The sequence below is a fragment of the Clostridium thermopalmarium DSM 5974 genome, assembly GCF_002995795.1.
Lineage (GTDB): Bacteria > Bacillota > Clostridia > Clostridiales > Clostridiaceae > Clostridium_H > Clostridium_H thermopalmarium.
Genome location: NZ_PVXN01000061.1, coordinates 1 through 24,973 on the forward strand (window position 1 = coordinate 1; position 24,973 = coordinate 24,973).

Here is a 24,973-nt window from a genome sequence, read left to right on the forward strand (position 1 = left end):
CCTGGTACAACAGAAAAAGGCTTCATAGCAGTATCGGTTATATGACTCCTCAACAGCTTGAAGATGCTTTAAGAAAAACTGCATAAAAATTTGAGTTTTTGTGTCTACTATATTGACATAAATCCACAAAGAGAAGTACTTGAACTTAAACTTAAATCAAATAAAGGTATTATAACAAAAGAAATAATCAAAATAAGTGAAAGTTTGGATGCATTAATAGTGAACTATTATCAACAAAACTAATACAACTATTATATAATTTTACACATTATGGGGGTAATTAAATGAACAGCATTAGAAAAAAACTACTTTTAGCCTTTGGTGTTACTACGCTTTTTATGTTCTTGCTAGGTTCCATAAGTTTATTTGAGTTAAGTCAAATAAATCAAAATGTTAAAGTGATGTATCATGATCAGGTAAACGGAATTAATTACATTAAGAATGCCCAATATTACATAGCTAAAGTTCAACGTACAGAAAAAAATATTCTTTTATCACCTACTATCGATGAGAAAAAGGAACATACTATGCATTTAGAAGAATATTATTCAAAAGGTATTATTGAAAGCCTTAATGAATTTAAAAAAATGTCTCATGAAAGTGATATGAAACAAATTGATTTATTGTTAGAAGGTATAAATAAGGTAAAGGAACAGCAATTAGAAGCTATAAATAAAAGTATAGCTTTAAAAAATCAAGAAGCTTATGCAATTTCTAAAGATAACACCGAAAAATTTGCATCAATAGAAAAAACTATAGATGAGATAGCGGAACATAAACTTGAGGAAGCAAAACAAGAATATGATAGCAGTATGTTTATTTACAAGAGAGTTACAACTTTGGTTATCATATTTACAGCTGTTTCACTTGTTATTAGCATTTTATTAGCAGTAACTATATCCTCATCAATTATCAAGCCGCTAAACAAAAGTGTTGATTTTGCTAAAAACCTAGCTGATGGAAACTTAACAAATAGTCTTAAGATAAAAGCTACAGATGAAATAGGTATACTAATCAATGCCTTAAACGACACAGGAATAAAACTTAATGATATTGTTACCCAGATAAAATCGACTTCTAGTGAAGTAGCATTAGGAAGTGAACAGTTAGCATCAGCAATGGAAAACACTACGAAAACTTCAACTGAAATAGTAGAAAAAATTTCAAACTCATCACACAATATACAAGATATTGTTTCTGCTGTAGAAGAAATAAATACAAGTATACAAGCTATTTCATCAAGTTCAGATACAGTATCAGTGTTTGCAGATGAAACAAAGACTAGCTCCTTTACTCTTAAAGAGTATGCCGATAAAGGAAGAATGTCAGTAGATACAGCTGCTTTAGCTATGTCAGATATCCAAATCTCCACTACAGAAGTTAAGTTTATAATAGATGAACTCAATGTCTTATCAAATAAAATTGGAAATATAACTTCCATGATTACAAATATAGCAAATCAAACGAATATGTTAGCATTGAATGCAGCCATAGAAGCTGCAAGAGCTGGAGAACATGGCAGGGGCTTTTCTGTTGTAGCAGAGGAAGTAAGAAAACTGGCTGAAGAAAGTGCTTCCGCTACCAATAGCATTGAAAACATGATTAAGGAAATTCAATCTAAAACTGAAGTTGCAGTAAATACTATCTCCTTAACAGAGGATAAAGTAAAAGAAGGTATTTCAGTATCAAAGTATGCCAAAGATCAAATTAAACTAGTTATAGATAACATGAATAACCTTATAGAAAAAATAGAGGAAATCTCTTCACAGACAGTTGAGCAAGCTAAACAAGCAGCTAATATCTCTCAAAACATGGATGGTATTGTATTAAGCATACAAAACCTTTCCTCTGCCACTGAAGAAATCAATGCTAACATTGAAGAACAGACAGCTGTCATTGAAGAGGTATCTTCCACATCGGAGACACTTTCTTCAATGACTGAAAACTTAAATTCTATGGTAGAATACTTCAAGGTTATTTAGTTAATTATAAACTAATATCTTGAGTTATAATTATCCAAATCATTTTAAAAGCCTGCAATAGCTTAGTTGCAGGCTTTTAAAAATTATTGTTTTATTATCTAATAAACCTTCCTAAGTTCCAAAATTCTTAAAAAGTTTTATTCTTAAAGTTTTATTCTTAAATTTTTATACTATATAGTCCCTATAGTTTTATTCCATAATATAGATATTTTTGAATTAAATATTATATAAAAGATTTGGTAGAGCACCATTTAATAACTCTTTTTATATAATGTTAGTAAATGATACAGATAGGAGTATTTTTATGTACTATAATATAAACCCTTATGCTAGATGTGCTTCAACCCTGAACACCACTCGAGTTTGCGCTAATAATATTATCTATTTGGCTATAGAGGCATCAAGAATGACTTTTACCCATATGAAACCTAATGCTATAATTCTTGTAAATAGGCAAGAGGTCTTTGATGGTATTGCAGCAACTTCTCTAGTTCATTTTCCTATCGATGCTGCTATTTTATTTACTGATAGAAGTATGCTAAGCAGAGAAACCTTAGCTGAAATTCTTCGTCTTTCTCCTAAAGGATATAGAGGTGTCCAAGTATTTTTAGTTGGAAATATCTCTGATAATGTAGCTTCTGAACTTAACTATGTAGGCTTGAAAACCGAGCAAATAAGAGGAAAGAATCATTACGATACCGCCTGTATAATACCTCGTATTAGAAAAGAATTTAAAAATATACTAATAGTCTCTGGTGAGAATTTTTCGGAAGGCATTCCAGCAGCTTATTGGTCTGCTCATCATGGAGATCCAATTTTATATGTAAAAAAAGATCAAATCCCAAATTACACACTAGAAACAATACGTGGAATGAATGATATTAATATCTATATATTAGGTTCTATTAACACTATATCAAAAGCAGTAGAACAATCTTTATCCAAATTGCCAAATGTGAAACATATAGATAGAATTAATGGTGCTACCCCTTATGAAATTGCTGTAAACTTTTCAAAATATAAGAGCCCTGATGGAGAATTTGGCTGGGGAAGAAACTATAGGGATGGTCATGCCTTTACCTTTGGAGCATTGTATAATCCTATGGATATTATAGGTGGAGCAACCTTTGCCCACATGGGCAAGCACACTCCTCTGCTTTTAATAAAACCTAATTCTGTACCTTCTGTTGTTGTAGATTATTTACAAGCTATTAAACCAAAACCACCAAAAGATATGCCTCGTCCTCCATTTATGCATGGTTTTATCCTAGGATGTCTAAATCAAATTTCATATAACACCCAAATAGATATTGAAAGTTTAATATCTATTGAACATTAAAATATTAATGTATAGACATATAAATTAATATAACTCACCATAATAGAAAAAAACGTCCTTGAATTTAGGGATGTTTTTTTCTATTATAAATTATTTATTTTCTATAAGCTTTAAAACATCTTTATCCCACTTAAAGCTTCTATTTGGTACATCATCTAAATTAGAAATGTTTAGTTCAATAGTACTTGTATTTTTAGAAATAATAAGCTTACCATTTATTTCTTTAGGAACTTTATAAATTCCTAAATAGTGGTGTCCCTCTCCTTCTATCTTTTCCCATAAAATTTCCTTACTTAATTCAATTCCTTCACTGCTTTTAAAACTTGCAATTTTTGAAAAGTCATAATCGTCTAAACTTACCGAGTGTGTACTAAATTGAACCTTGATAACAATATACTGTTCATTTTCTTGTATAGGATTTTCAAGGGTTGCATTTATTTGCACAGCACCTTGTCCATCGAATCTTGATAACTTATCTCTAAGTTCCAATTCTTTGTCTACCGATTAGCTCTCCCCTATTTCATCATTGGTAGTTTCACTAATATTAACTGATTCATCTGTTACCAATACCTCATTATCTATTTGTTCATTACTTTTACTCTCTAAACCTTTCGGTCTGTTATATAAATTAAATCCTGCGAAAATTACTATTATTAATACCAGTGAAACAAAAGTAATATTTCTTACTTTTTTACTGTGCACATATTTCACTCCTTTATGTCTCTTAAATATACATTTAAGTTTAATCTTTAATTAAGGCGAAGTCTATCTCATGAGGTTCTTCTCCAATAGGAATTTTTTTTATCACTTCATAACTATCCATATCTATTACCTCAATTTCTTCTAAATCTTTGTTAGAAACATACATAATATTAGTGTCAGGTACAATAGATAAATGATTAGGCACACCACCTAATTTTATTGTCTTTATTACCTTGCTTGTGTCAGTATCAATAACTGATACATCCTGTGATGACCAATTTGCTGCCCACACCTGTTTATCATCTCTTGTTACTGCTATACCATGGGTTCCTTTGCCTGATTTTATTATATTGATAGTATTATAGTCTTTTAAATTAATTACTGATAATGTCCCATCCCCTACATTAGCTACATAAAGCTTACTTCCATCAATTGAGGGTTCATTTTCATTTGGTATATTCCCTACTGGAATCTTTTTTATAATTTCTCTTGTATTTGTGTCCACAACTGCCACTTCATTTGAAATTACATTGGAAACATAAGCAAACTTACCATCCTCACTAAAATCTATATGTGAAGGACTTTTCCAATCTGAAGTGATTTGTCCAACAATACTATTTGTCTTTGTATCTATAATAGAAACATAATTATATTGCTCTCCGTCTTTTAAATCACCACTTGCAACATAAACATATTTACCATCAGGAGTTATATCTATTCCATGAACATTTTTACCTGTTTTAATCTCTTTTACTTTTTCACCTGTAGATGAATCCACAACAACTATATTCCCACCATCTCCATTACCAGCATAAATAAACCTTCCATCTTTACTTACTGCGATTCCATCGGATGCAGAAGCACCTATATCTATATTTTTAATAACTTCATGTTTATTTGTATCAATAACAGAAACAGTCCCATCTGCAGCATTAGGAACATATGCATAATAAGTATTATTTTTCCCAAATCCTAATTTGCCTTTAGAGTACCCAATGCCTACACCAACTGATATTACACCTATTGCAGCGATTATTGTAAATATCTTAGATCTTTTATTCATTTCTACTCTCCTTCATTTCAGTAAATTTCTATAGTACTATATCAGTTTTTTCCCCTTAACAAATTTAGCTCTGCAGTGTTCACTACAAAAATAATAGGTTTTACCATCTATCTTTTGCTTTATTGCAGTATCAGGGTTTACGCTCATTCCGCATATAGGATCTATTGCAGCATCTAATCTATCGTTATACTGTTGATTTATCTCGTGTCCATGATTCTCACTACTTTGATTACCATGCTTCCCTCCTCCACAGCAACCTCCAGCTTTAGAACTTCCATCATGTGACTGTGTATCGTGAGAATGTCCACCACAACAACCGCCACCTTTAAACATTATTAAAGCCATCAAACCTGCAGAAGCAAAATATAACCAATTTTCAGCTAAAAACTCCATAACATAACACTCCTTTTATTTTTATTTATTTTTATACATTATTAAAACAATTTAACTATTAGCGTAAAACCAATTTCGTTTTTCTACCGATAATAGAATCGTTTATAACCTCCTTTATTATTTCTTTTGATATTTTATTATCTATATACATTACCTGAACTATTTTGGAATCAATATCAATATTGAATCCCAGAACGCCTTTAATCTGGCTTAATGCTTTAGCTGCATTAATAACACATCTATGACAGAGTATATTTTCTTGTTTAAATTTAACTGTATGTTTCTTCACTTAAATCCCTTCCTTCTTTCTTATTTAATAAAATTATATCTTTAAATTGTGAAGGAATTATGGAAAAACACTAAAATTAAAAAATAAAAGAGAAACCTTGAATTAACAAGGTCTCCCTAACAGTAGTTATTATTTTTATTTATTAAAATCTTCATTTATAAAAATTTTTAAAGGATTTAAAATAAAAAGTAGAATATAAATAGCAGCTCCAGTATATATAGTTACATTGAAACCAAATTTCATAGAAATAACTATCGCTAATATGGAACCAAGTACAGAAAAGATACCATTTATACCATACATAAGTGGCACTATACTCTCTTCATTTCCAATGCCTCCCACTCTTCTAATTCCAGATGGAAATGGCATACCCATAAAAAATCCCATTGGAAATAGACTCAAGAATACTACAATGAATCTATATATCATCTTCCAATTCCTTGTTATATTTAAGATATAGCTTAAATTTAATTGATTTATAATAATCATAATGCCTGCAGCTAAAATATATAAAGGCAATTTAGAAGTTAGCTTCCTTACTATATCAGTTCCACTTATAAAACTTCCAATTCCACTACTAACTAATAGGCTAAATAATACAAAGCTAAAAGCAATAGATGAACTTCCAAAATACAATACCATCTTTTGTACCATAGGAATTTCAACTAGCATAAATCCTATTCCTAATGTTGCAAAGTATATAGATGCTTTTTTCTCCTCACTCTTAGTTATGTACTTTTTCTTTATCGATGAAAAAATAACTAAAATCATAGCTATTATATAAAGCATTTCACTTGGAACAAACTTTGAATTATTGTAGAAAAATGGACTATTATCACTAATAGGTTTAGAGTTAAAGCCTATATTATCTATAAGCTGTTTGTAATTCATTTTTCCAGTGGCTAGAGACCTATAGGGTTCTATTTCATATCCAGTATAGTGAATCATATCTCTATTTTGCATATTAGCTGCACTTACTACTGAATTAATTTCCTCTTGACTAAAAGATTCATTTTTAAATATTACTAAAGGCATCGCTACTTGGCTTCCATGAGCTGCACCCTCTGATTTTGTTATACCATTTATTATTACAAAGTACTTAGTAACATCTTTTTCTTGAACTCCTCTATCCATCAATACCTTAATTCCTGTATTTACTACCTTCATAAGATCCTTTGTATCATGAAGCATAAAAGTTAACTTTCCATCTTCTGATAAATGATCAAAATATTGATTTAAAGCTTCCTGTGTAAATATATAATACTCTGCTAAGGAGTACATGGTATTTTCTATAGAATTTGTCATCACCATTGATAAATATATGTTGTCATACTTATCTTTGCTGTTCTCTATAAAGTACCTTCCATCTTGATTATATAGATTAACACCTGGATAATTATATACATCCCCACTAAATTCTTTAAATTTTTCTACAGCTTCTATTGTTGAAGGATTTATTTCTACTGCATCAACTCTTTTACTTCCACCTAACAGAGCAAAAAGTACATCCTTACCTCCTCCTGAACCTATAACAAGAGATTTTTCGTTTTTTCCAAAGGAAAAAGCAATAGAATTAACCTCAGATTTTAAATGCTGCACAGATTCTAAATCTCCATTAAACTTTACAATTGGTGCAGATGCTCCACCATCAGTGACTATAATCTTTTCATCTTTATCCTTAATATCAATAACATCTGTTCTAGATATAACATCCCATTTTGAAAATGAAATTTCAGCTTTTTCATTTGAGCTTTTTAAGGACTCTATTACTGTTGCAGGGCTTGTATAATAAGCATAAAACTTATTTCCTATACCATCCAATAAGCTATTATTCACTAGCAGGAAACCCATTATTAGTAGTAATCCTGAGCCAAAGATCAAGTATAGTCTTTTTTTATAAAACATACTTATGGCTATAGCTGAAATTACCGCAAAAATAATTACTGCAATAACGCTTTTTACAAATCCAAAGGAATTCATTAGTTTTAGTACTAGTAAACTACCTATAGCAGAACCAAGCAAGTCCATAAGATAAAGCTTACCACTACTCTTAGGCTTCTCCTTGAACATTATAGAGGTTATTATACCCCCTAGAATAAAAGGAAAGATAGCAGCTGGAATGTATGCCAAGAAGGTTGGCGTAAAAGGAAAAAAATACATTATTGATATAGATGCAAGAAAACTTATAGGAAGTAATACTGTAGAAACTACTAAGATCTTTTCTGCACCCTTTTTCTTATTCAATATTTTATAAGCTAATATACCTCCTAGTCCTCCTCCTAGAATTCCAAAAGACACTACTATAAAAACCAAATTATAACTCAAAATAACCGAGAATAATCTAGTGAGCAATGTTTCATATATAAAAAGCGACATTGTAGTGAAAAATATTGAAAAATACATCACCCAACTTAAGCTAGATTCTTTTTCTTTCTTATTATTCTTTATCAAAATCCTAACCTCCTATAATTAAATTTAATCTTTGTATAGATTATATCTTTAAATTATGGAGGAATTATGAAAGCACCTACATTTACTTAACATAATAAGCTCTATGGTCTTGAGCTTGATCTAAATATTGCAAAAGCTGCAGCATCCCAATTCCCAAATAAAAATAATGTCACTATCATTCCAGGAGATACTACACAAAACCTTCCTGTAGAAAGCACTCTATTCTACTTTTATACCCCATTTACTGAATATAAGGTAAGGGAATTCGAAGAAATGCTGAGGAGTTTTCCCTGGAGCAATAAAAAAGTCATTTATTATAATCCTAAAAGTATTCATGTATTTTATAATAATAATTATTGGGATATTCGTCATATCAATTTCGAAAAAGATTTAGGGGTTAAAAGGTGGGTAGATTGAATAAATACTATGACCTCTGCATTATCACGAAAAAATAAACAGAGAGTAGCCTTTGGGGGCTACTCATCTATAAACTTCTATTCATCATTCCATCAAAACTTCTATTGCTTTTAGTATTTCCAACACTTCCATTTGAGCCATGACAAGATTCTGCTCCACCCATAGACTTATGCATTTCTATCATCTCTTCTCTTCCTATACCTTCCATCATCCTAGCCATATTTTCATTGCCACTTTCCTTCATTATATCAACCATCTTTTGATAATCTTCTTCTGTGATATTATTCATAAAATCATCCATAGCTTTATAGTTACCTTTTTCTACCTCCTTCGCAAGATCTTTATAACCATTCTTTTTCATAATATCTAGCATATCATCATATATGTCATCCTTACTCTGATTAGCTATTGTAGTAATTTCTGTTTTTATAGGTTGATTTACTGCCTTATCATCTTTTTCATTTGCATAGGCAAATGAAGCTATCCCTAATGTAAGTACTGCTGCTGTTGTTATTCCTATTACTTTCTTAATCATAGTTTATCTCTCCTTTTAGTTAGTTTTTCTATATAAAAAGTATACTTCTTAATTGTGGAGGAATTATGAAGACATCAAAAAATAAGCCTGATATTGATCTATCAGACTTATTTTAAGTAATAACTTTAAACCTCTACTATATTGGCTTACTTGTAAACAATAGTCGTAAACATGCCTCCTGTTGGATCTGTCATATTATTAGTCATATGATGTGGTATGTGACAATGAAACGGCCATATCCCTGGATTATTAGCCAAAAACTCTACATCGGAAGTTTCCCCTGAAGCTACATAAATTGTATTCTTTTTCATTCTATTACATGGACGTATTATATTTCCATCCAAAGCTGATACATAAAATTGATGACCATGAATATGAATTGGATGACCATTTTCCATAGCATTTCCTAATCTTACTCTTACCGTATCCCCACAGTTTACTTCCAATGGAGTAACGAAGGGAAAACATCTTCCATTCATTGTAAAGAAATTAAAGTCATGAGCATGTGGATCAATATCATACTTTCCTTTCTTAACTACTCCCATTGGCAATCCATCTACCTTAAACTCCTGCAACATAATAAAATAGTCCCTATCTACATTTAAATGATACTAGTCTAATATTATTAGTCCTCCTTCTAAGCCCATCATCTGCTGTTTATGTGAAATATGATGAGTATGGTACATATGAGTTCCTGGTGGATTAATCATCTTAAATCTATAGTCAAAATATTCTCCGGGTTCAATCTTAGGTGAAGGCTGAACATCTGGTACCCCATCCATAACATTAGGTACATCCATACCATGCCAATGGACACTTGTCGCTTCAGTCAGCTTATTATACACTCTAAAATTAACATAATCTCCTGGATAAACTTTGATAGTGGGTCCTGGTGTGCTTCCGCTGTAACCCCAAGCCTTAATAAATAGCCCTGGAAGTATTTCTCTTTCTACTTCTTCTGCTACAAGTTCAAAATACTTAATTCTCTTTATCTCCTTGTATGGAAGATTAGGAAGGTCTGGTGTAATAACCATTAAGTAATCCCCCAAAAATAATATTTGTACTTTATTAGTATATTATGTGTATAGCAAGTTAATCAATAATTCATCCTTAATTTTATAATAAAGAGGAGTCTGTTTCTCCATGTAGACTTCTCTTTATTATTTTATATTTTAAAGTATTCTACAATATTATTTAAATTTTTTGTCATAGAAATATTTTAAGGAGCCAATGAAATTGGCAAAAAACTTAAATAATGAATTTATGAAAAGTAACCATGCTCATCACAAGGTAAAATTCCCTGACCCTCACTCACAAGAGTGTGGAAGAATATGCCTTCACTGTGCAATAGAATGTAGTCGCTTTGCAATGTCAATGATGTAGACTTTTAGAAATAAAAATAAAACTTCTTAAGTTCTGAACTTTTAAAGTTCCAAAATTCTTAAGAAGCTACCATCTAATAAATCCTTCTATACACTATTAGTAAATAATATAGAAGGATTTCATATTTATCATTTTTTTACTGAATTTCTGTTTCTAGAAGAAGCATATGATTTATTAACTATACTTCTTCTATTCCTTCTACTTCATACCCTGCATCATCAGTAGCGAATTCTATATCTTCAATATACTCAACATACTCATAACCCTTTGATAGAGCATACTCATACATGTTCGATACTAATTCGCTATCTTTACACCAAAACACAACATAGGAACAGTCATATACTGAAAGTATAATTTGGCAATCACTTTCTAAAAAATCCTTATACTTAGATACTGCTTTAATAGTTCCATCTTTAAAAAAAGCCCTTAAAGTTACAAAAATCATATAATAAGTATTATTTTTAGAACTTTCATAAAGTTTTTCCCCAGATATTATTCTATCATCATTAAATAAGAACTCATTTGTAAATTGATTATTTTTCAATAGATATATCTCGTCATCATCAACCAACCACTGATAGCATTTGACTGGTAAAGATTCTAATATATTAGATAAATAATTTCCATATTCATTTGGAATTTCAAACCTTACTCCCACATTTTTCATTTACCTAGCCTCCAACCTTATTGATAAGTCATCTTACGATTGCGACTTACTTCATACTTTTTAATTTATTTTATTTAATTATTTTTTCTATATAAAAAGTATACTTCTTAATCATGGAGGAATTGTGAAGGATCTATAAAATTATGTAATTTTTAGCTTAATAAATTTATTAGATATTAATCTTAGTAAATAAAGAAACAAGCAGATCTCGTAATCTATGTGACTACAAGATCTGCTTGATTTACTTAATTACTGTTGTCATTTGTAAAGTATATTCTTGTTTCTGAACAGTTTTTTTACTAATTTGGTGCAAAACACTATATGAAATTACAAGAGCTGCTACTCCTAATATCAAACTTAAAACCTCAGTATTTGAATATCCAAGAGTGCCAAATATCCTGTAACCAAGACCTATTCCGGCAAGAAGCATAACTAGTGGAAAGGCATATACCCAAAGAAGCATTTTATTAAAAGCCTTTTCATGCATTTCAACCTTTACTCTATCTCCTACCTTTGCTCCAAGAGTATTTCTTATTTCAGTTGTAACACCTGCTGATGCACAAGCAAGCTTACAACTAGCACAGCTATCACCACAGCCACCTTGTCTTTTAAAAGACATCATAGCATATTCTCCATTAATGGAAGTTATATATCCTTCCTTTATCATGTGATCAACTCCTAAAGCCTTACTAAAGTTTTACCCTCTAACAGGATGAACTAACAATTATAGTTCTTCTATTCTTACTACTTCATATCCTGCATCATCTATAGCAAACTTTATGTCCTCATCCTTTACATCTGTAGAAGCTTCAATTATTGCAGTTTTAGAATCTAAGTTTACATCTACACTATTTACTCCGTTAAGTTCACTTAATGCCTCTTTAACATGACTAACGCAATGTCCACAGCTCATTCCTTCGATTAATATTTTCTTTTTCATTTTTATTCCTCCTAAAATTATATATTAAATATTTAAAATTAACTAACTATAAGAAACTTATTCTCGCTACTTAACTGGCTTAAATCTTTTTAACCTTAATGCGTTAGTTAAAACTGATACAGAACTAAGACTCATAGCTGCTGCAGCTATCATTGGATTCAGTAATGGACCTCCAAAGATATATAGAACTCCCATTGCAACTGGGATGCCTAAAGTATTGTATCCAAATGCCCAGAATAGATTTTGTTTTATATTTCTTATAGTGCTCTTGCTTAACTGAATAGCAGTTGGAACATCCATTAAGTCACTTCTCATAAGCACAATATCTGCCGATTCCATAGCTACGTCTGTTCCTGAACCTATTGCTATACCAATGTCTGCTTGCGCTAAAGCTGGAGCATCATTTATTCCATCGCCAACCATTGCTACTTTTTTGCCTTCTGCTTGAAGCTTTTTAACTTCATTAGCCTTATCTTGAGGAAGAACTTCAGCTAGAATTCTATCTATTCCAACCTGTTTTGCAATAGCTTCAGCAGTTCTTTTGTTATCACCTGTAATCATTGCAACTTCTATACCCATCTTATGAAGATGTTCTATAGCCTTCTTGCTATTTTCTTTAACAGTATCCGCAACTGCTATTATTCCTGCTAGCTTTCCTTCAATGGCTACATACATTGGTGTCTTTCCTTCTTCAGCAAGCTTATTAGAAGCTTCTTCTAAGTTTTCTAATGAAATATTACGTTCTACCATAAGTTTTCTGTTACCAGCTAAAATTTCTTTTTCGTCAATTCTTACTTCAATTCCATGACCAGGTATTGCCTTAAAGGCGTCAAGATTCTTAAATTTTAATTCCTTTTCTTCAGCACCTTTTACTATTGCTTCACCAAGTGGATGTTCTGATCCCTTTTCAGCTGATGCAGTTAATTGAAGCAGTTCATCCTCTTTTATTCCATTTGCAACTACAATGTCTGTAACCTTAGGTTTTCCTTCTGTTATTGTACCTGTCTTATCAAATACGATTGTTTTTATTTTATGAGTAGTTTCTAATGCAACACCACTTTTTATTAATACTCCATTTTCTGCACCCTTTCCTGTACCAACCATAATTGCTGTGGGAGTTGCTAATCCTAGTGCACATGGACACGCAATTACTAATACAGAAATAAATATTGTTAAAGCAAATATAGGTGATTTACCTCCAAGGAAATACCAAGCTAGAGCTGAAACAATTGATAAAGCTATTACTACTGGAACAAAGTAACTTGAAATTACATCTGCTAATTTTGCGATAGGGGCTTTAGACCCTTGAGCATCCTCTACTAATTTTATAATTTGGGCAAGGGCTGTATCTTTTCCAACCTTTGTAGCTTTGTATTTTATTGTTCCATTTTTATTGATACTTGCTCCGATAATATTATCTCCAGCATTTTTTTCTACAGGTATGCTTTCACCAGTAAGCATTGATTCATCAACTGAAGTATTTCCTTCTAAAACTATACCGTCTACTGGCATTTTTTCTCCTGGCTTAACTACAATAACATCTCCAACTTCAACTTCGTCTATTGATATTTCTACTTCCTTACCATCTCTTATTATTATTGCTGTTTTAGGCGCAAGACCCATAAGTTTCTTTATTGCTTCAGAAGTTTTTCCTTTTGTTACTGACTCTAAATACTTACCTAATGTGATAAGGGTTAAAATTACTCCCCCAGTCTCAAAGTATAATTCATTAGCATATTCCCCATTGCCTCCGTAGATTTGTACTATAGCATATATTCCATAAATGAATGCTGCAGAAGTACCTATAGCAATTAAAGAATCCATATTAGGACTTCCTCTAAATAATGACTTAAACCCTATTGTAAAGTACTTATAACCAACAATCATAGGTGGTAAAACTAATATCAATTGCGTTATTGCAAAGTTCCATGGATTCATCATTGGATCAATAACTTCTGGTAGGCTTATCCCAAGGGCTTCACCAAACATATGTCCCATAGCCATATATAATAGTGGTACTGTAAAAATTGCTGATATTATAAATCTTCGCCATAAGGACTTTATTTCTTTTTCTTTTCGTTCTTTATCTGTATCTACTGAAGTTTCCTCTTCGACTGCCTTGTATCCTGCCTTTTCAATAGCTTTCTTTATATCTGAAACTTTTACTTTTGATGATTCATAGCTTATAGTTAATTTTTCTGTTGCAAAATTTACACTTGATTCAGTTACACCATCAAGCTTTCTAGTAGCTCTTTCTACGTTTTTAGCACAGGAAGCGCAAGTCATTCCTTCTATTTTAAGACTCTTTTCCAAATCTTACACCTCCCTTTCTTTACTTATTTTGAGTGTTACCTTTATTGCCTGCAAGATTTGCTCTGTTCATTGCACAACAATCTAGCTTACCAGTAGTATTACCAAAGGCTTTTTCATTTTCCTTAGCCATTTTTTCTATACTCTTTTTTAAATATTCTTTTATAAAATTCTTCATAGTATACCTCCCCCAAAATAATTACTTTCTGATAGCATTTGCACAGACTCCAGATGTCATATCTGCTTTTTTTATGTCCTTTTGCCCACCCCTATCGCTATTCTTTACTTATTTTTAGTATTACCTTTATTGCCCGCAAGATTAGCTCTATTCATTGCGCAACAATCTAGTTTACCAGTATTATTGCCGAAGGCTTTCTCATTTTCTTTTGCCATTTTTTCTATGCTTTTCTTAAAATATTCTTTTATAAAATTTTTCATAGTATATACCTCCTCATATTATTATCTTTGGATAACTTTTTCTAAAATATTTATTATCTCTTCTAATTTTTCTTCACTGCTATCTTGACCTACAGCATCTTTTACGCAGTGATGTATGTGCTGCTTTAGAATTAAAATATTTGATTTTTTCAAAAGAGCCTGTGCTGCAATAATCTGATTTGATACATCAACACAATATCTTTCCTTTTCAACCATCCTAATAATTCCTTCAATTTGCCCTTTAGATGTCTTTAATAATTTTAAAGCATTTATTTTTTCTTGATTCATTCAGTTCCTCCTTTCTATATCTATAGAACTATTACGATGATATGTTAGTACTCTCTGTTCTAAAAAGTAATTAAATTCATCCTCCCCTTCCCTCCCCTGGGGTGGGATAAATTTAAATAAAAAAAGTTCTTTCTTTAAATACATAATATCTAAACATTATGAAGATTGTATGAAGAAATAAAAAACTTTGGAGTTTTTGTATTTCTTCATATTGCTTTTAAATTACTCCACTTAAATAATTAACCTTGTACAAAATAAAATATAGATAATGACACTAATATTAAAGCAAATAAATAAAATATTAAAGTACTTGTTTTAACCTCGTCCTTTATAATAGTATCCATCTTTTCTTTACTTTTATTAAGAATTAATTTGCAAGCAATCAATCCAATAATTATTAATACTAAACTTAGAAGATGAGAAATTGAAAAAGGTCCCCATATTACAGGATTTATCCTAAAGAATTCAACTATGCCCCTTATTATAGGGAATGCTACTAAATATATTACAAATAATTCGCCTTCGAACTTCTTTCTAAAGCTTCTTCTCCATAAAAATACAAATAATATATAGTCTAAGATAAATTCATATACTTGTGCTGGATGTACTACTTGTCCATTATTAAGAATTCCCCATGGCATAATATTTATCATAGGCTTTCCAAAGACATCACAACCAACTCTACCAATACCCTGCGCTAAGGGCAATGCCATAGCTGCAATATCAGCAAGTTTGAAGAAGGATAATTTACTCTTAACTGAATATATATATCCTGCTATAATGGCTGCAAAAATACCTCCGTGTATTGAAAGACCACCTTCATCTATTTTAATAATTTCTGATGGATTACTAAAATAAAATGATGGATTATAAAATACTATATAGAATAATCTAGCTCCTACTATCCCTGAAATTACTACTAAAATAATTAGGTTTAATATTGAATCTTCATCGATTCCTCTTTTTTTTCCTTGTTTAATTGCAAATGCACCTCCTGCAATTATACCTATTGCTATCATTAACCCAAAAAAGTATATATGAATTGGTCCAAAACTAAATAGCTCTTTCATGTTTATACCTCCATAAAATTAAATTATATTGTAAATAATCTCCAATTACTTTTTTGTATTTATTAAGAATAAGTAAATTTATTAAAATACACTCTAAAAGTAGAACCTTCTCCTTCCTCACTTTCTACCTCTATGATCGCTGAGTGTAGCTGCAATGTATTCTTAACAATGGTCAAACCTATACCACTTCCTTCAATTTCATGCCTACTTTTGTCCCCTCTATAAAGTCGTTCAAATATAAATGGTAAGTCTTCTTCCTTAATCCCTATACCATTGTCCTTCACTTCCACGATGATATTTTTATTATTATCATACACATTAACCCAAACATGTCCTTTTTCTTTAGTGAATTTAATCGCATTAGACATCAAGTTTATAAATACCTGTTTCAATTTATCCCTATCTCCATTTATCCTATAATCTCTATCTGGCTCTATATAACAATCTATTTTAATGCCTTTCTCTTCTGCAGCCATATAAAAATCCTTGCATACATCCCTAATCAATTCATCTAAAAATATAGTTTTAAAGATAAGCTTCATACTTTCCACTTCAAATTCCTTTAAAATATTTAAGTTGTTTAACAGCTTTCCAAATCTAATTACCTCCTCATTAAGATGATTCATTCTTTCAGTTGTAATAGGGAGGATACCATCTATCATTGCTTCTAAATTATTTTGCAGCACATTTAATGGTGTTCTTATTTCGTGAGAAATATCAGAAACCAACCGTCTTCTTAAAGCATCTTGGTATTTTAATTTTTCAGCTAGTATATTAGCACTGTTTCTTAAATCTTCTAATTCTTCAATATTACTATTTATATCTGATTTTATATCAAATTCCCCCTTAGATAAGTGTACAGACATATTTGCCACCTCTTTTATTGGCATGGAAAATTGCTTAGAAAAATAAAGACTAACGGCTATTATGATAATCAGTGTTAATATTCCGCTGAGGATTATGCTTTTATTTATAGATGCCTTGAAGTTTATATCCTCTTCAGTCAATAATATAGGAGAATACTGGCCAATCTCTACGTATCCAACAATTTTATTATCAGACTTAATTTCAAACTTCTTTTTAGTATACACCCCTTCATTCTTTACATTCATTTCACTAAGGTTAAGTCTATTTCTTACATCATTTGGATCCATTCCCCATATAACATTATTATCACTATCAAATAGAGTTAAGCAGTAATTTCCCATGTAGGCTTCATGCATTAATTCTATACCAGAATCTTTGCTCAATTTTCCTTCTCTCTTATAGACTTCTACTAGATAGGATACTATCCTCTCATACCTTTTGTTCTGAGTATCTACCATGTACTTATTAAACTTACTATTAATAGTTAAATTCACAAAAAACGTAATAAGCAATATAGCAATAATCGAACAAACTACAAATAAAATACTCAGTCTTTTTCTAATAGTTTGCATTTAATTATCACCACCAAACTTGTAGCCTACTTTAGTAACGGTAATAATATATTTAGGATTTCTAGTATCTTCTTCTATCTTCTTACGAATATTTTTTATATAAACATCAATAGTTCTATCATATCCATCAAAATCAATACCAAATACCTTATCTATAAGCTGCTCTCTTGATAAAACATTTCCTTTGTTTAGAATAAGGACACGCAATATATCAAATTCATTTGGGGTAAGGGCTACCTCTTTTCCATCAATTTTTACTAATCTTTTGTTATAATCAACATATAATCTTCCATCATTAAAGATATAATTTGATGATTTACTATTTCCTGTACTTATTCTTCTAAACAAAGCATTAACCCTGGCTGTTAGTTCTCTAGGGCTAAAGGGCTTAATTAAATATTCATCCGCACCAATATTTAGCCCCTCTATTCTGTCTTCTAAAGCACCTTTTGCTGTTAGCATAAAAATATATACATCAGAACTTTGCCTTATTATTTTGCATATTTCTTCTCCACTTATATCTGGCAGCATTAAATCAAGAATTACCAATTTGATATCCATAGTTTTAAATATTTCAACACCCTTTAATCCTCTAGTAGTACAATAAACTTTATATCCTTCTTTTTCTAGATAAGCTTTTAGAACCTCAGAAACCTTTTCTTCATCTTCAATAATTAAAATGTTATTCATATAAATCCACCTCTTATTGAGTATATTCTGTACTAAATTATATTTACTACTATATCAAATTTTTTTAAAGATTTTATGAAGATTTGTCGCAACTTGATGAAAGTTTATAAAGCTTTTTTAAATATAGGAATCCTGCTCCAGACATAAAATACACCCTATAAAGTAAACCGTTAAAAGATTCTACTCTATAGGGTATCTCTATCATGTTACACTAATAAAATTTCTATTTTTATAGAGCAAGCAAGCGTATATTTGTTTAATGAAAATGTGAATGATGTATATCAGGTGTATGCTCATGTGCATGAACTATTTCATCATGAATATGTGTATGAGAGTGTTCGCCTCCAACTGTGAATGAGTGAGTATGATTATGATGTCCATCTGAATGATTATGTCTATGCTCATGTTCAATAGATCTATGTATATGCTCATGAGAATGTTTTTCTACAACAGCAAAATAAGTACCTATAATCATAATAATTGAGGCTATTATAAAATAAATAGTTATAAGCTCAGAAAAGATTATGAATGATATTCCTACACCAATAAAAGGTCCAACTGCATAATAAGCACTAGTTCTAGCTGCTCCTAAATGTCTTTGGGCACTAACGTAAAAAAATATACTAAGTCCATAAGCCAGGAAGCCAAGCAATAAAGATAATATTATATATACAGTATCCCATAACATTTCTCTTGCCAATACAGCAATAATTAAAGCACCTATTCCTGAACCAAAGCCCTTAATAATTACAACCTGCAAAGGGTCTTTCAATGAAAGCTTTTTTGTGCAATTATTTTCAAGCCCCCAAAAGGTGCAAGCAAGCAGCACAAAAATAGCCCCTAATGAAAAGGAGAAATTCGTAAAATCATCTATAGAAAGTATGCTGCTGGACAAAGTAATAAGTGTTATAGAAAACCATAAGCGCTTACCAATAGCCTCTCTGAATACTGAAAGTGCAATAATTGATGTTGCAACAATCTCAAAGTTGTTCAATAAGGATGCAGTTGAAGAAGTTGTTTTGGTAAGTCCAAGCATTAAAGATATAGGTGCTGCTATGTCCAGCAAAACCATAAGTATAATAAAAGGTAATTCCCCCTTTGCTAGTCTGGCCTCAACTCTCTCTACATTAGAAATCTTTTTTATACTATACACAATTAACATCCCAATGCCTGCACCTAAATACAAAAGTGCAGAGAGTAAGAGTGGAGGTATTCTTACCAGTAACATCTTTGAAAAAGGTGCACTCATCCCAAATAATGCTGCGGCCAGTATAGCTTGCCCAACTGCAATATAATTTCTATTATGTTCCATTTTTCATCCTCCTTATCTCTTATTTTCTAACCTCACAGCATAAGCTTCTAGTTACATATTATTATAGCCTTAGAAGAAATTTTAAACTTCCATCTTCATAAAATCAACATATTTATTTTGTATAATTAATCAAAAGTATTGTCTGGAAAAAATAGTTAAATTTTGACTCTACCCATTAGGTATCAATTAGGAGGATTTTATGAGTATTAGGAGAGAGCAATTTAAGGTGTACGATATGACATGTACATCCTGTGAGAATCGAGTTGAAAAAGCTGTTACAAAAATTCAAGGAGTAACAAATGTAAAAGCTAGTTACAGCGGTCAATTTGCAGAAGTTGAATTTGATGATGAACTATGTAATGTAAAAGAAATTAAAGACGCTATTAAAAAGGCCGGATATGCTACAGAAAGTTCTAAGGATTATAGGTTTATGGGAATTCTTATTATAGTAGCTATTGTAGCATTGCTTGGTTTTAACACCAGCGGCTTTGACATGGAAGCAAAGCTTACTAATGCTTCTTATGCTGTTCTATTTCTTGTGGGTATCCTCACTTCAATTCACTGCGTTGGTATGTGCGGAGGAATTATGCTCTCCCAAAGCATATCAAAGGTAGACACTAACAAATTTCAAGCAATTAAACCAGCGCTATTGTATAACTTAGGAAGAGTTATAGCTTATACAATTCTAGGTGGATTAATTGGTGCTCTTGGTTCAGTATTCGCACTTACAATTACCACAAAAGCAATGATGCAAATAATCGCTGGTTTATTTATGATCATGATGGGCTTTAATATGGCTGGCTTTAGTATCTTTAGAAAGTTTAATATTAAGCTGCCTCATGGTCTTTGTAAGGCTAAGAATAAATCTGGTTCTCCTTTTATTGTAGGGCTATTAAATGGTCTTATGCCTTGTGGCCCTCTTCAAACTATGCAGCTTTTTGCTCTTGGTACAGGAAGTGCTGTAAAGGGTGCCGCATCCATGTTTGTCTTTGCCATAGGAACAGTCCCATTAATGCTAACCTTCGGTGCGATATCAGGAATTTTAAGTAAAGGTTACACAAAGAAAATTCTTAAATTTAGTGGGGTGCTTATTATAACTCTTGGTTTCATCATGGGAAATAGAGGATTCGCTCTATTTGGAATTAATATTAATCCTGTAACAGCACTTGCTAGTACTGTTAGAGGTTTAATTGGGGGTAACTCTTCAGGTGTAGGTGGAGCTAATGTGGCTAAAGCTGTTATTCAAGATGGGGTTCAGGTTATTAACATGACTGCTAACAATAATGGCTATACTCCAAATGCATTTTATGTCCAAAAGGGAATACCTGTAAAATGGATTATTGACGGAACAGAACTTAATTCTTGTAATAATGCTATTGTTATCCCTGATTTAGACCGTGAAATAAAAATAAAACGTGGTGAAAATGTTATAGAATTTACTCCTGATGAGGCTAAGGATATCAACTTTAGTTGTTGGATGGGTATGATAAGAGGTGTAGTAAAGGTTGTTGATAATCTTGACTCTGTGGATACATCAAAGGCTGACCCATCGCTACCGCCAGCAAGTACTGGACCTAGCTGCTGTGCTACTCCTATAGATGATGGTACTGAATATCCTCCTAGTATCTACGGCGAGGACATAACTAAAGCTCCAACAGCAGCTTTAGTAGGAAAAGCAGAAGTTTCAGAAGAATATCAAAGTGCAAAATTCAAGGGTATTGGTTATGAGCTGCAGCCTCTAATAGTAGTTACAGGTAGCAGTACAAAAACAAAACTCACCTTTGATTTAAGTGCTTTCGATAATGTTGAAGGTGAATACATCATAATAGACGGAACCACAGGTGATGAAGTTGCTTCCTTCACTGGGGTGAAAGGTATAAATGAAGTAGAGTTCAGCCCTAGCAAAGCTGGTGGTTATGCTATTATTAAAGATGATTTTATCCTTGGAATAATTGAAGTAGTTGATAATTTAGAGACTACCGATGTAGAACAGGTACGAGATAAATATATTAAATAAATTGCATAGAAAGAGAGAAGTATATGATTATAGTATCATTCTTCTCTTTTCTTTTGTTTAAGTTTTCGGTTTTTAATTTATTAGATTAGAATTGAAGATAATTTGCCACCGAAAAAATTTCGGTGGCAAATGGGTTATTAATGATCTTTACAAATATTTGATTTTATTAAACTTGATTTAACTAATAAATACTCATAAAATTTCTTTACATATTTAGTGTTCCATTTTTGACTTTATATCTATTATTTTTTCAATTTCTACTTGGATATTAAATGTTATGTCATTTAAACTTCCTAAAATATAAGAATGGATATATGGTGGCATATCATGCATAAGCTTATGAGGATTAAGACTTATTACATAGTTCCTAACTACATCTGGTAATCTTTTTCATCTATTTTTAGCAGTGGAGTATGTTTTCCTAAGTGTGCAAATAAAACTCCTCATATAATATGATATCATTTTTAAATCCGCTGAAGGAAAATGCCCAACCATCTTTTTTATTGTGTTTCCATTCAAACATATCCACTGAACTTTCATATTTTCAAAGTTAACTGAAATAGAATATGGGTCAGTACCACTAACTCTTTCCACACTGCCACTAATCATATTTCTAATTTCAACTTCGACATTTTCACTTACAGTTCTAGTAGAGCCTAAAATATAATAATTTTTAATTTGATTATTAGCTATGAAATTCTTAAATTAACACTTTTGCAGGTACACTTTCACCAGTTGGATCAAGTCTTAATATTTCATTTAAAGTTATAAATGGCAGTTGATATCTTTAAGTAAACATAATTGGAGCATTAATTATATCTCCTAACATAATAAAATATCCTCCGTGTTAGTGTTATTATAATTAATTATGCAAATATTAAGATATGTGCTCATATTGCTTAGCAAGTTTGTAAAAAGTACTCTTGCTTAAATTAAGCTTTTCCATAGCTTTTATTGCTGTGATATTCTTTGATTTCCATTCCTTATAGACTTGTTCCCACTGGTCAGGAAGTTCTGCCTTAGGTCTACCTAAATGTTTTCCTTTTGCCTTAGCAATTTTTATACCTTCTTGCTGTCTTTGCTTGATATTTGCTCTTTCTTGTTCAGCGACAAAAGAAAGCACCTCTAAAACTAGATTAGAAACAAAGTTTCCTATTAAATCTTTATATTGAGTTGTATCTAATAAAGGCATGTCTAATACTTTAATATCTGCCCCAATTTCTTGAGTAATATCCTCCCATTCCCTTTTGATTTCTCTCGAGTTTCTTCCAAATCTATCTATTGATTTTATGTATACTATATCACCAGTTCTTAAAACTGTTTTTAGTGCTTTATATTGAGGTCTGTCAAAATCCTTGCCGCTTTGTTTGTCAATATATATATCACGTTCATTAATCCCTATATCCACCATTTCTTTGAACTGCCTATCAATATTTTGATCTGAACTGCTTACCCTAATATAGGCAAAAACTTTCTGCATAATTGGTTACTACCTCCTTTTATTCAATGTAATACATATTAATCATATCGCAACAGTACGTAAAGGTCACCATTTATTTTTATACGTTCTTAAATGCTTTTCATAACCTTTATAGACTAAAATAATATAAAAATATTACAGTGTATAAAGGTGTACCTTTTAAGACTAAACTTAAAAGAAAAAATGATATAAACTATTTATCCCGTTCATATCACTTTACCAAAATTCGATAGAGTTATATATTTAATATAATCATGATTTATATATAGAGAAGTCTTTAACTTTTATATTTATGTACTGATTCTACGTGCTAACTTTATTTGTATTATTTAGCTTGTTTAGTATACTTTTTAATTCTATTATAGGAATTAACTTCCTAGCCCCATATTTTAAAAACCATTCTTCATCCTCTTTTATTAAGCATAAGGTATTACCATCTCCCAAGGTTTTCTTTTCATTAATTTCTAAATCAACTGACCAGCATATGACATAATTAAAGGTTTCATATGGATGATCATGTTTAAATAAATTACTTAATTTATATTCTACTTCTACTAAAACTATATTACTATCGTAATCTAGACATATCATATCTGTAGTATCCTGATGCGAATAATGACCAATCTTATCTATGCCTTTTATTAAATGCTTTAACTTTTCATTTGATATAATTGTAGCAAATAGTAAAGCAACCTGCGACTCGTTATCTGGTCTTTTAACAATGGGAATCTCACTCATGGATAAATCAAATAACTCATTAAATCCATCCATTCGCTTGATGATTTTTCTACGTTTTTCTCTAATTTCATATTGTAATTCTTCCATTTCTCTTAGCTTAAAGTAACCTTCATTAGCTAGTGGTACTATATTTTCTAATATTATTTTCTTTGCTTCATTCAAAACCCACTTAACCTTTGGTGCATTTATATTAGATAAATTATTTCTATCTGCTGTTAATTCAAATACTTGAGAATTAATTAAAAGATGATAATGATGGAAATTAGGATCAGTAATTAAGTTTATTTTTTTGTAAAAGGAATAAAGTCTTTAGCTAGATAAATTCCAAATCTTGATTTTAATGTTTCTCCTTGTCTTAATTTCGCAATCTCTTTTCTACAGTTTACACCAGATATAGTTCCATATACTTGAACTGATACATATTCTCCATCAATATTGGTAGCTCTATGGTATGGCCCGAAATGTCTACAATAATTTACTGACTTCTTATACACTTGCTCTCCACAGTCTTCTTTCGGATTCTCTTGCGGAGGATAAAATTGATGTACGCCTGCAATTTCTTCTTTCATATCTACAATTTTATCCTCAATAAAAATTCTTGGTGCTATTTGCATATTATTTATATATTTATGTAATTCCATATAGTTTGCAAAGTATGTTTTAAAACTTCCAGCTGCAGTAAACCATAAAACATAATCTTTTATAATTTCAAAGTTAAAATACTTTTCTGGATTATCAATTATATAATCCTCAATTAATACAGATGTACCTGCGTTTCCCGCCTTTGAATCTGCTCTTTCTACAACATATTCTGGTAAAAAATTATTACATAATGAGTCCCATGGGTCTTCCATTACAACTTTATATGCCTCATTATCTTTACTTTGCGTATATAGTGTTATGGTGTTAGTATATTAGTGTAGACACAAAAAGCCGAACACCTTAAAATATAAAAAGGGAAGGAAGTGTCTACAATGGCAAAAGGGCAAAAGTATTATACAGAAGAATTTAGAAAGACAATTGTAGA

General features: G+C 31.0%; 28 protein-coding genes. 5 read left to right on the top strand and 23 right to left on the bottom strand.

Annotated features, from left to right (window positions below; translation table 11 throughout):
* Nucleotides 1-90 precede the first annotated feature (90 nt).
* From CPAL_RS14275 to CPAL_RS12010, 3 genes are all read left to right on the top strand, one after another.
* Nucleotides 91-243 (top strand): Spo0E family sporulation regulatory protein-aspartic acid phosphatase, encoded by a 153-nt coding sequence (locus CPAL_RS14275; RefSeq protein ID WP_165815393.1) that lies wholly within the window; start codon nt 91-93, stop codon nt 241-243.
* A 41-nt stretch (nt 244-284) separates the two neighbouring features.
* The gene (locus tag CPAL_RS12005; protein ID WP_106024704.1) at nt 285-1,982 is read left to right on the top strand and encodes a methyl-accepting chemotaxis protein; all 1,698 of its coding nucleotides are present in this window, start codon (nt 285-287) and stop codon (nt 1,980-1,982) included.
* A 304-nt stretch (nt 1,983-2,286) separates the two neighbouring features.
* A complete protein-coding gene (locus CPAL_RS12010) occupies nt 2,287-3,321 on the top strand; it encodes a cell wall-binding repeat-containing protein (protein ID WP_106024705.1) in 1,035 nt (344 codons plus the stop codon).
* A gap of 90 nt (nt 3,322-3,411) precedes the next feature.
* Here CPAL_RS12010 and CPAL_RS12015 read toward each other — a convergent pair whose 3' ends face one another.
* The 9 genes from CPAL_RS12015 to CPAL_RS14040 form a co-directional block, all read right to left on the bottom strand.
* Nucleotides 3,412-3,810, bottom strand: a complete 399-nt coding sequence (locus CPAL_RS12015; RefSeq protein ID WP_106024706.1) for a hypothetical protein — start codon at nt 3,808-3,810, stop codon at nt 3,412-3,414.
* A 15-nt stretch (nt 3,811-3,825) separates the two neighbouring features.
* On the bottom strand, nt 3,826-4,023 hold the full coding sequence (locus CPAL_RS12020) for a hypothetical protein (RefSeq protein WP_106024707.1): 198 nt from the start codon (nt 4,021-4,023) through the stop codon (nt 3,826-3,828).
* 40 nt (nt 4,024-4,063) lie between these two features.
* Complete coding sequence (locus CPAL_RS12025) at nt 4,064-5,086, bottom strand: cytochrome D1 domain-containing protein (protein ID WP_106024708.1); 1,023 nt, start codon at nt 5,084-5,086, stop codon at nt 4,064-4,066.
* 36 nt (nt 5,087-5,122) lie between these two features.
* Nucleotides 5,123-5,479, bottom strand: coding sequence for a YHS domain-containing protein (locus tag CPAL_RS12030; protein WP_207654939.1), 357 nt, complete (start codon nt 5,477-5,479; stop codon nt 5,123-5,125).
* A gap of 58 nt (nt 5,480-5,537) precedes the next feature.
* A complete protein-coding gene (locus CPAL_RS12035; protein ID WP_106024709.1) occupies nt 5,538-5,768 on the bottom strand; it encodes a heavy-metal-associated domain-containing protein in 231 nt (76 codons plus the stop codon).
* Nucleotides 5,769-5,903: 135 nt separating this feature from the next.
* Nucleotides 5,904-8,219, bottom strand: coding sequence for a spermine/spermidine synthase domain-containing protein (locus CPAL_RS12040; RefSeq protein WP_106024710.1), 2,316 nt, complete (start codon nt 8,217-8,219; stop codon nt 5,904-5,906).
* Between the two features lie 484 nt (nt 8,220-8,703).
* On the bottom strand, nt 8,704-9,171 hold the full coding sequence (locus CPAL_RS12045) for a hypothetical protein (RefSeq protein ID WP_106024711.1): 468 nt from the start codon (nt 9,169-9,171) through the stop codon (nt 8,704-8,706).
* A gap of 146 nt (nt 9,172-9,317) precedes the next feature.
* Nucleotides 9,318-9,749, bottom strand: coding sequence for a multicopper oxidase domain-containing protein (locus CPAL_RS14035; protein WP_207654940.1), 432 nt, complete (start codon nt 9,747-9,749; stop codon nt 9,318-9,320).
* A gap of 33 nt (nt 9,750-9,782) precedes the next feature.
* Nucleotides 9,783-10,205, bottom strand: coding sequence for a multicopper oxidase domain-containing protein (locus CPAL_RS14040; RefSeq protein WP_207654941.1), 423 nt, complete (start codon nt 10,203-10,205; stop codon nt 9,783-9,785).
* A 202-nt stretch (nt 10,206-10,407) separates the two neighbouring features.
* Here CPAL_RS14040 and CPAL_RS13950 point away from each other — a divergent pair, with 202 nt between their 5' ends.
* Nucleotides 10,408-10,554 carry a hypothetical protein gene (locus CPAL_RS13950; protein ID WP_165815392.1) on the top strand — a complete coding sequence of 49 codons (147 nt, stop codon included), beginning with the start codon at nt 10,408-10,410 and terminating at the stop codon, nt 10,552-10,554.
* Nucleotides 10,555-10,732: 178 nt separating this feature from the next.
* On the opposite strand, the gene CPAL_RS12055 is transcribed toward CPAL_RS13950, so the two are convergent.
* The 11 genes from CPAL_RS12055 to CPAL_RS12095 form a co-directional block, all read right to left on the bottom strand.
* Nucleotides 10,733-11,224 carry a DUF2691 family protein gene (locus CPAL_RS12055; protein ID WP_106024712.1) on the bottom strand — a complete coding sequence of 164 codons (492 nt, stop codon included), beginning with the start codon at nt 11,222-11,224 and terminating at the stop codon, nt 10,733-10,735.
* A gap of 241 nt (nt 11,225-11,465) precedes the next feature.
* A complete protein-coding gene (locus tag CPAL_RS12060; RefSeq protein WP_106024713.1) occupies nt 11,466-11,891 on the bottom strand; it encodes a SoxR reducing system RseC family protein in 426 nt (141 codons plus the stop codon).
* Between the two features lie 57 nt (nt 11,892-11,948).
* Entirely contained in the window at nt 11,949-12,164 is a 216-nt protein-coding gene (locus CPAL_RS12065) for a heavy-metal-associated domain-containing protein (RefSeq protein ID WP_106024714.1), read from the bottom strand.
* Between the two features lie 66 nt (nt 12,165-12,230).
* Nucleotides 12,231-14,477, bottom strand: coding sequence for a heavy metal translocating P-type ATPase (locus CPAL_RS12070; RefSeq protein ID WP_423237160.1), 2,247 nt, complete (start codon nt 14,475-14,477; stop codon nt 12,231-12,233).
* Nucleotides 14,478-14,496: 19 nt separating this feature from the next.
* Nucleotides 14,497-14,652: an LDCC motif putative metal-binding protein gene (locus tag CPAL_RS13955; protein ID WP_165815391.1), complete on the bottom strand. Its 156-nt coding sequence runs from the start codon at nt 14,650-14,652 to the stop codon at nt 14,497-14,499.
* A gap of 104 nt (nt 14,653-14,756) precedes the next feature.
* On the bottom strand, nt 14,757-14,912 hold the full coding sequence (locus CPAL_RS13960) for an LDCC motif putative metal-binding protein (RefSeq protein ID WP_165815390.1): 156 nt from the start codon (nt 14,910-14,912) through the stop codon (nt 14,757-14,759).
* 21 nt (nt 14,913-14,933) lie between these two features.
* Nucleotides 14,934-15,200: a metal-sensing transcriptional repressor gene (locus CPAL_RS12075; protein ID WP_106024715.1), complete on the bottom strand. Its 267-nt coding sequence runs from the start codon at nt 15,198-15,200 to the stop codon at nt 14,934-14,936.
* Nucleotides 15,201-15,439: 239 nt separating this feature from the next.
* Nucleotides 15,440-16,270: a prolipoprotein diacylglyceryl transferase gene (gene lgt / locus CPAL_RS12080; RefSeq protein WP_106024716.1), complete on the bottom strand. Its 831-nt coding sequence runs from the start codon at nt 16,268-16,270 to the stop codon at nt 15,440-15,442.
* 62 nt (nt 16,271-16,332) lie between these two features.
* A complete protein-coding gene (locus CPAL_RS12085; protein WP_106024717.1) occupies nt 16,333-17,709 on the bottom strand; it encodes a sensor histidine kinase in 1,377 nt (458 codons plus the stop codon).
* The gene (locus tag CPAL_RS12090) at nt 17,710-18,399 is read right to left on the bottom strand and encodes a response regulator transcription factor (RefSeq protein ID WP_106024718.1); all 690 of its coding nucleotides are present in this window, start codon (nt 18,397-18,399) and stop codon (nt 17,710-17,712) included. It abuts the gene before it with no gap.
* A gap of 256 nt (nt 18,400-18,655) precedes the next feature.
* Nucleotides 18,656-19,711, bottom strand: a complete 1,056-nt coding sequence (locus CPAL_RS12095) for a DMT family transporter (RefSeq protein ID WP_106024719.1) — start codon at nt 19,709-19,711, stop codon at nt 18,656-18,658.
* Between the two features lie 199 nt (nt 19,712-19,910).
* On the opposite strand from CPAL_RS12095, the gene CPAL_RS12100 reads away from it, so the two are divergent.
* Entirely contained in the window at nt 19,911-21,728 is a 1,818-nt protein-coding gene (locus CPAL_RS12100; RefSeq protein ID WP_106024720.1) for an urease accessory protein UreH domain-containing protein, read from the top strand.
* A gap of 877 nt (nt 21,729-22,605) precedes the next feature.
* On the opposite strand, the gene CPAL_RS12110 is transcribed toward CPAL_RS12100, so the two are convergent.
* From CPAL_RS12110 to CPAL_RS12120, 3 genes are all read right to left on the bottom strand, one after another.
* Entirely contained in the window at nt 22,606-23,208 is a 603-nt protein-coding gene (locus CPAL_RS12110; RefSeq protein ID WP_106024722.1) for a recombinase family protein, read from the bottom strand.
* Between the two features lie 303 nt (nt 23,209-23,511).
* The gene (locus CPAL_RS12115; RefSeq protein WP_106024723.1) at nt 23,512-24,108 is read right to left on the bottom strand and encodes a hypothetical protein; all 597 of its coding nucleotides are present in this window, start codon (nt 24,106-24,108) and stop codon (nt 23,512-23,514) included.
* 119 nt (nt 24,109-24,227) lie between these two features.
* Nucleotides 24,228-24,800 (bottom strand): hypothetical protein, encoded by a 573-nt coding sequence (locus CPAL_RS12120; RefSeq protein WP_106024724.1) that lies wholly within the window; start codon nt 24,798-24,800, stop codon nt 24,228-24,230.
* Between the last annotated feature and the right edge of the window lie 173 nt (nt 24,801-24,973).

What these genes read in the sequence shown, in the direction of transcription:
- CPAL_RS12005 (WP_106024704.1), top strand. Translation starts at nt 285, where the DNA reads ATGAACAGCATTAGAAAAAAACTACTTTTAGCCTTTGGTGTTACTACG.
- CPAL_RS12010 (WP_106024705.1), top strand. Translation starts at nt 2,287, where the DNA reads ATGTACTATAATATAAACCCTTATGCTAGATGTGCTTCAACCCTGAAC.
- CPAL_RS12025 (WP_106024708.1), bottom strand. Translation starts at nt 5,086, where the DNA reads ATGAATAAAAGATCTAAGATATTTACAATAATCGCTGCAATAGGTGTA.
- CPAL_RS12030 (WP_207654939.1), bottom strand. Translation starts at nt 5,479, where the DNA reads ATGGAGTTTTTAGCTGAAAATTGGTTATATTTTGCTTCTGCAGGTTTG.
- CPAL_RS12045 (WP_106024711.1), bottom strand. Translation starts at nt 9,171, where the DNA reads ATGATTAAGAAAGTAATAGGAATAACAACAGCAGCAGTACTTACATTA.
- CPAL_RS14035 (WP_207654940.1), bottom strand. Translation starts at nt 9,749, where the DNA reads ATGTTGCAGGAGTTTAAGGTAGATGGATTGCCAATGGGAGTAGTTAAG.
- CPAL_RS14040 (WP_207654941.1), bottom strand. Translation starts at nt 10,205, where the DNA reads ATGGTTATTACACCAGACCTTCCTAATCTTCCATACAAGGAGATAAAG.
- CPAL_RS12055 (WP_106024712.1), bottom strand. Translation starts at nt 11,224, where the DNA reads ATGAAAAATGTGGGAGTAAGGTTTGAAATTCCAAATGAATATGGAAAT.
- CPAL_RS12060 (WP_106024713.1), bottom strand. Translation starts at nt 11,891, where the DNA reads ATGATAAAGGAAGGATATATAACTTCCATTAATGGAGAATATGCTATG.
- CPAL_RS12065 (WP_106024714.1), bottom strand. Translation starts at nt 12,164, where the DNA reads ATGAAAAAGAAAATATTAATCGAAGGAATGAGCTGTGGACATTGCGTT.
- CPAL_RS13955 (WP_165815391.1), bottom strand. Translation starts at nt 14,652, where the DNA reads ATGAAGAATTTTATAAAAGAATATTTAAAAAAGAGTATAGAAAAAATG.
- CPAL_RS13960 (WP_165815390.1), bottom strand. Translation starts at nt 14,912, where the DNA reads ATGAAAAATTTTATAAAAGAATATTTTAAGAAAAGCATAGAAAAAATG.
- CPAL_RS12075 (WP_106024715.1), bottom strand. Translation starts at nt 15,200, where the DNA reads ATGAATCAAGAAAAAATAAATGCTTTAAAATTATTAAAGACATCTAAA.
- lgt (WP_106024716.1), bottom strand. Translation starts at nt 16,270, where the DNA reads ATGAAAGAGCTATTTAGTTTTGGACCAATTCATATATACTTTTTTGGG.
- CPAL_RS12085 (WP_106024717.1), bottom strand. Translation starts at nt 17,709, where the DNA reads ATGCAAACTATTAGAAAAAGACTGAGTATTTTATTTGTAGTTTGTTCG.
- CPAL_RS12090 (WP_106024718.1), bottom strand. Translation starts at nt 18,399, where the DNA reads ATGAATAACATTTTAATTATTGAAGATGAAGAAAAGGTTTCTGAGGTT.
- CPAL_RS12095 (WP_106024719.1), bottom strand. Translation starts at nt 19,711, where the DNA reads ATGGAACATAATAGAAATTATATTGCAGTTGGGCAAGCTATACTGGCC.
- CPAL_RS12100 (WP_106024720.1), top strand. Translation starts at nt 19,911, where the DNA reads ATGAGTATTAGGAGAGAGCAATTTAAGGTGTACGATATGACATGTACA.
- CPAL_RS12110 (WP_106024722.1), bottom strand. Translation starts at nt 23,208, where the DNA reads ATGCAGAAAGTTTTTGCCTATATTAGGGTAAGCAGTTCAGATCAAAAT.
- CPAL_RS12120 (WP_106024724.1), bottom strand. Translation starts at nt 24,800, where the DNA reads ATGGAAGACCCATGGGACTCATTATGTAATAATTTTTTACCAGAATAT.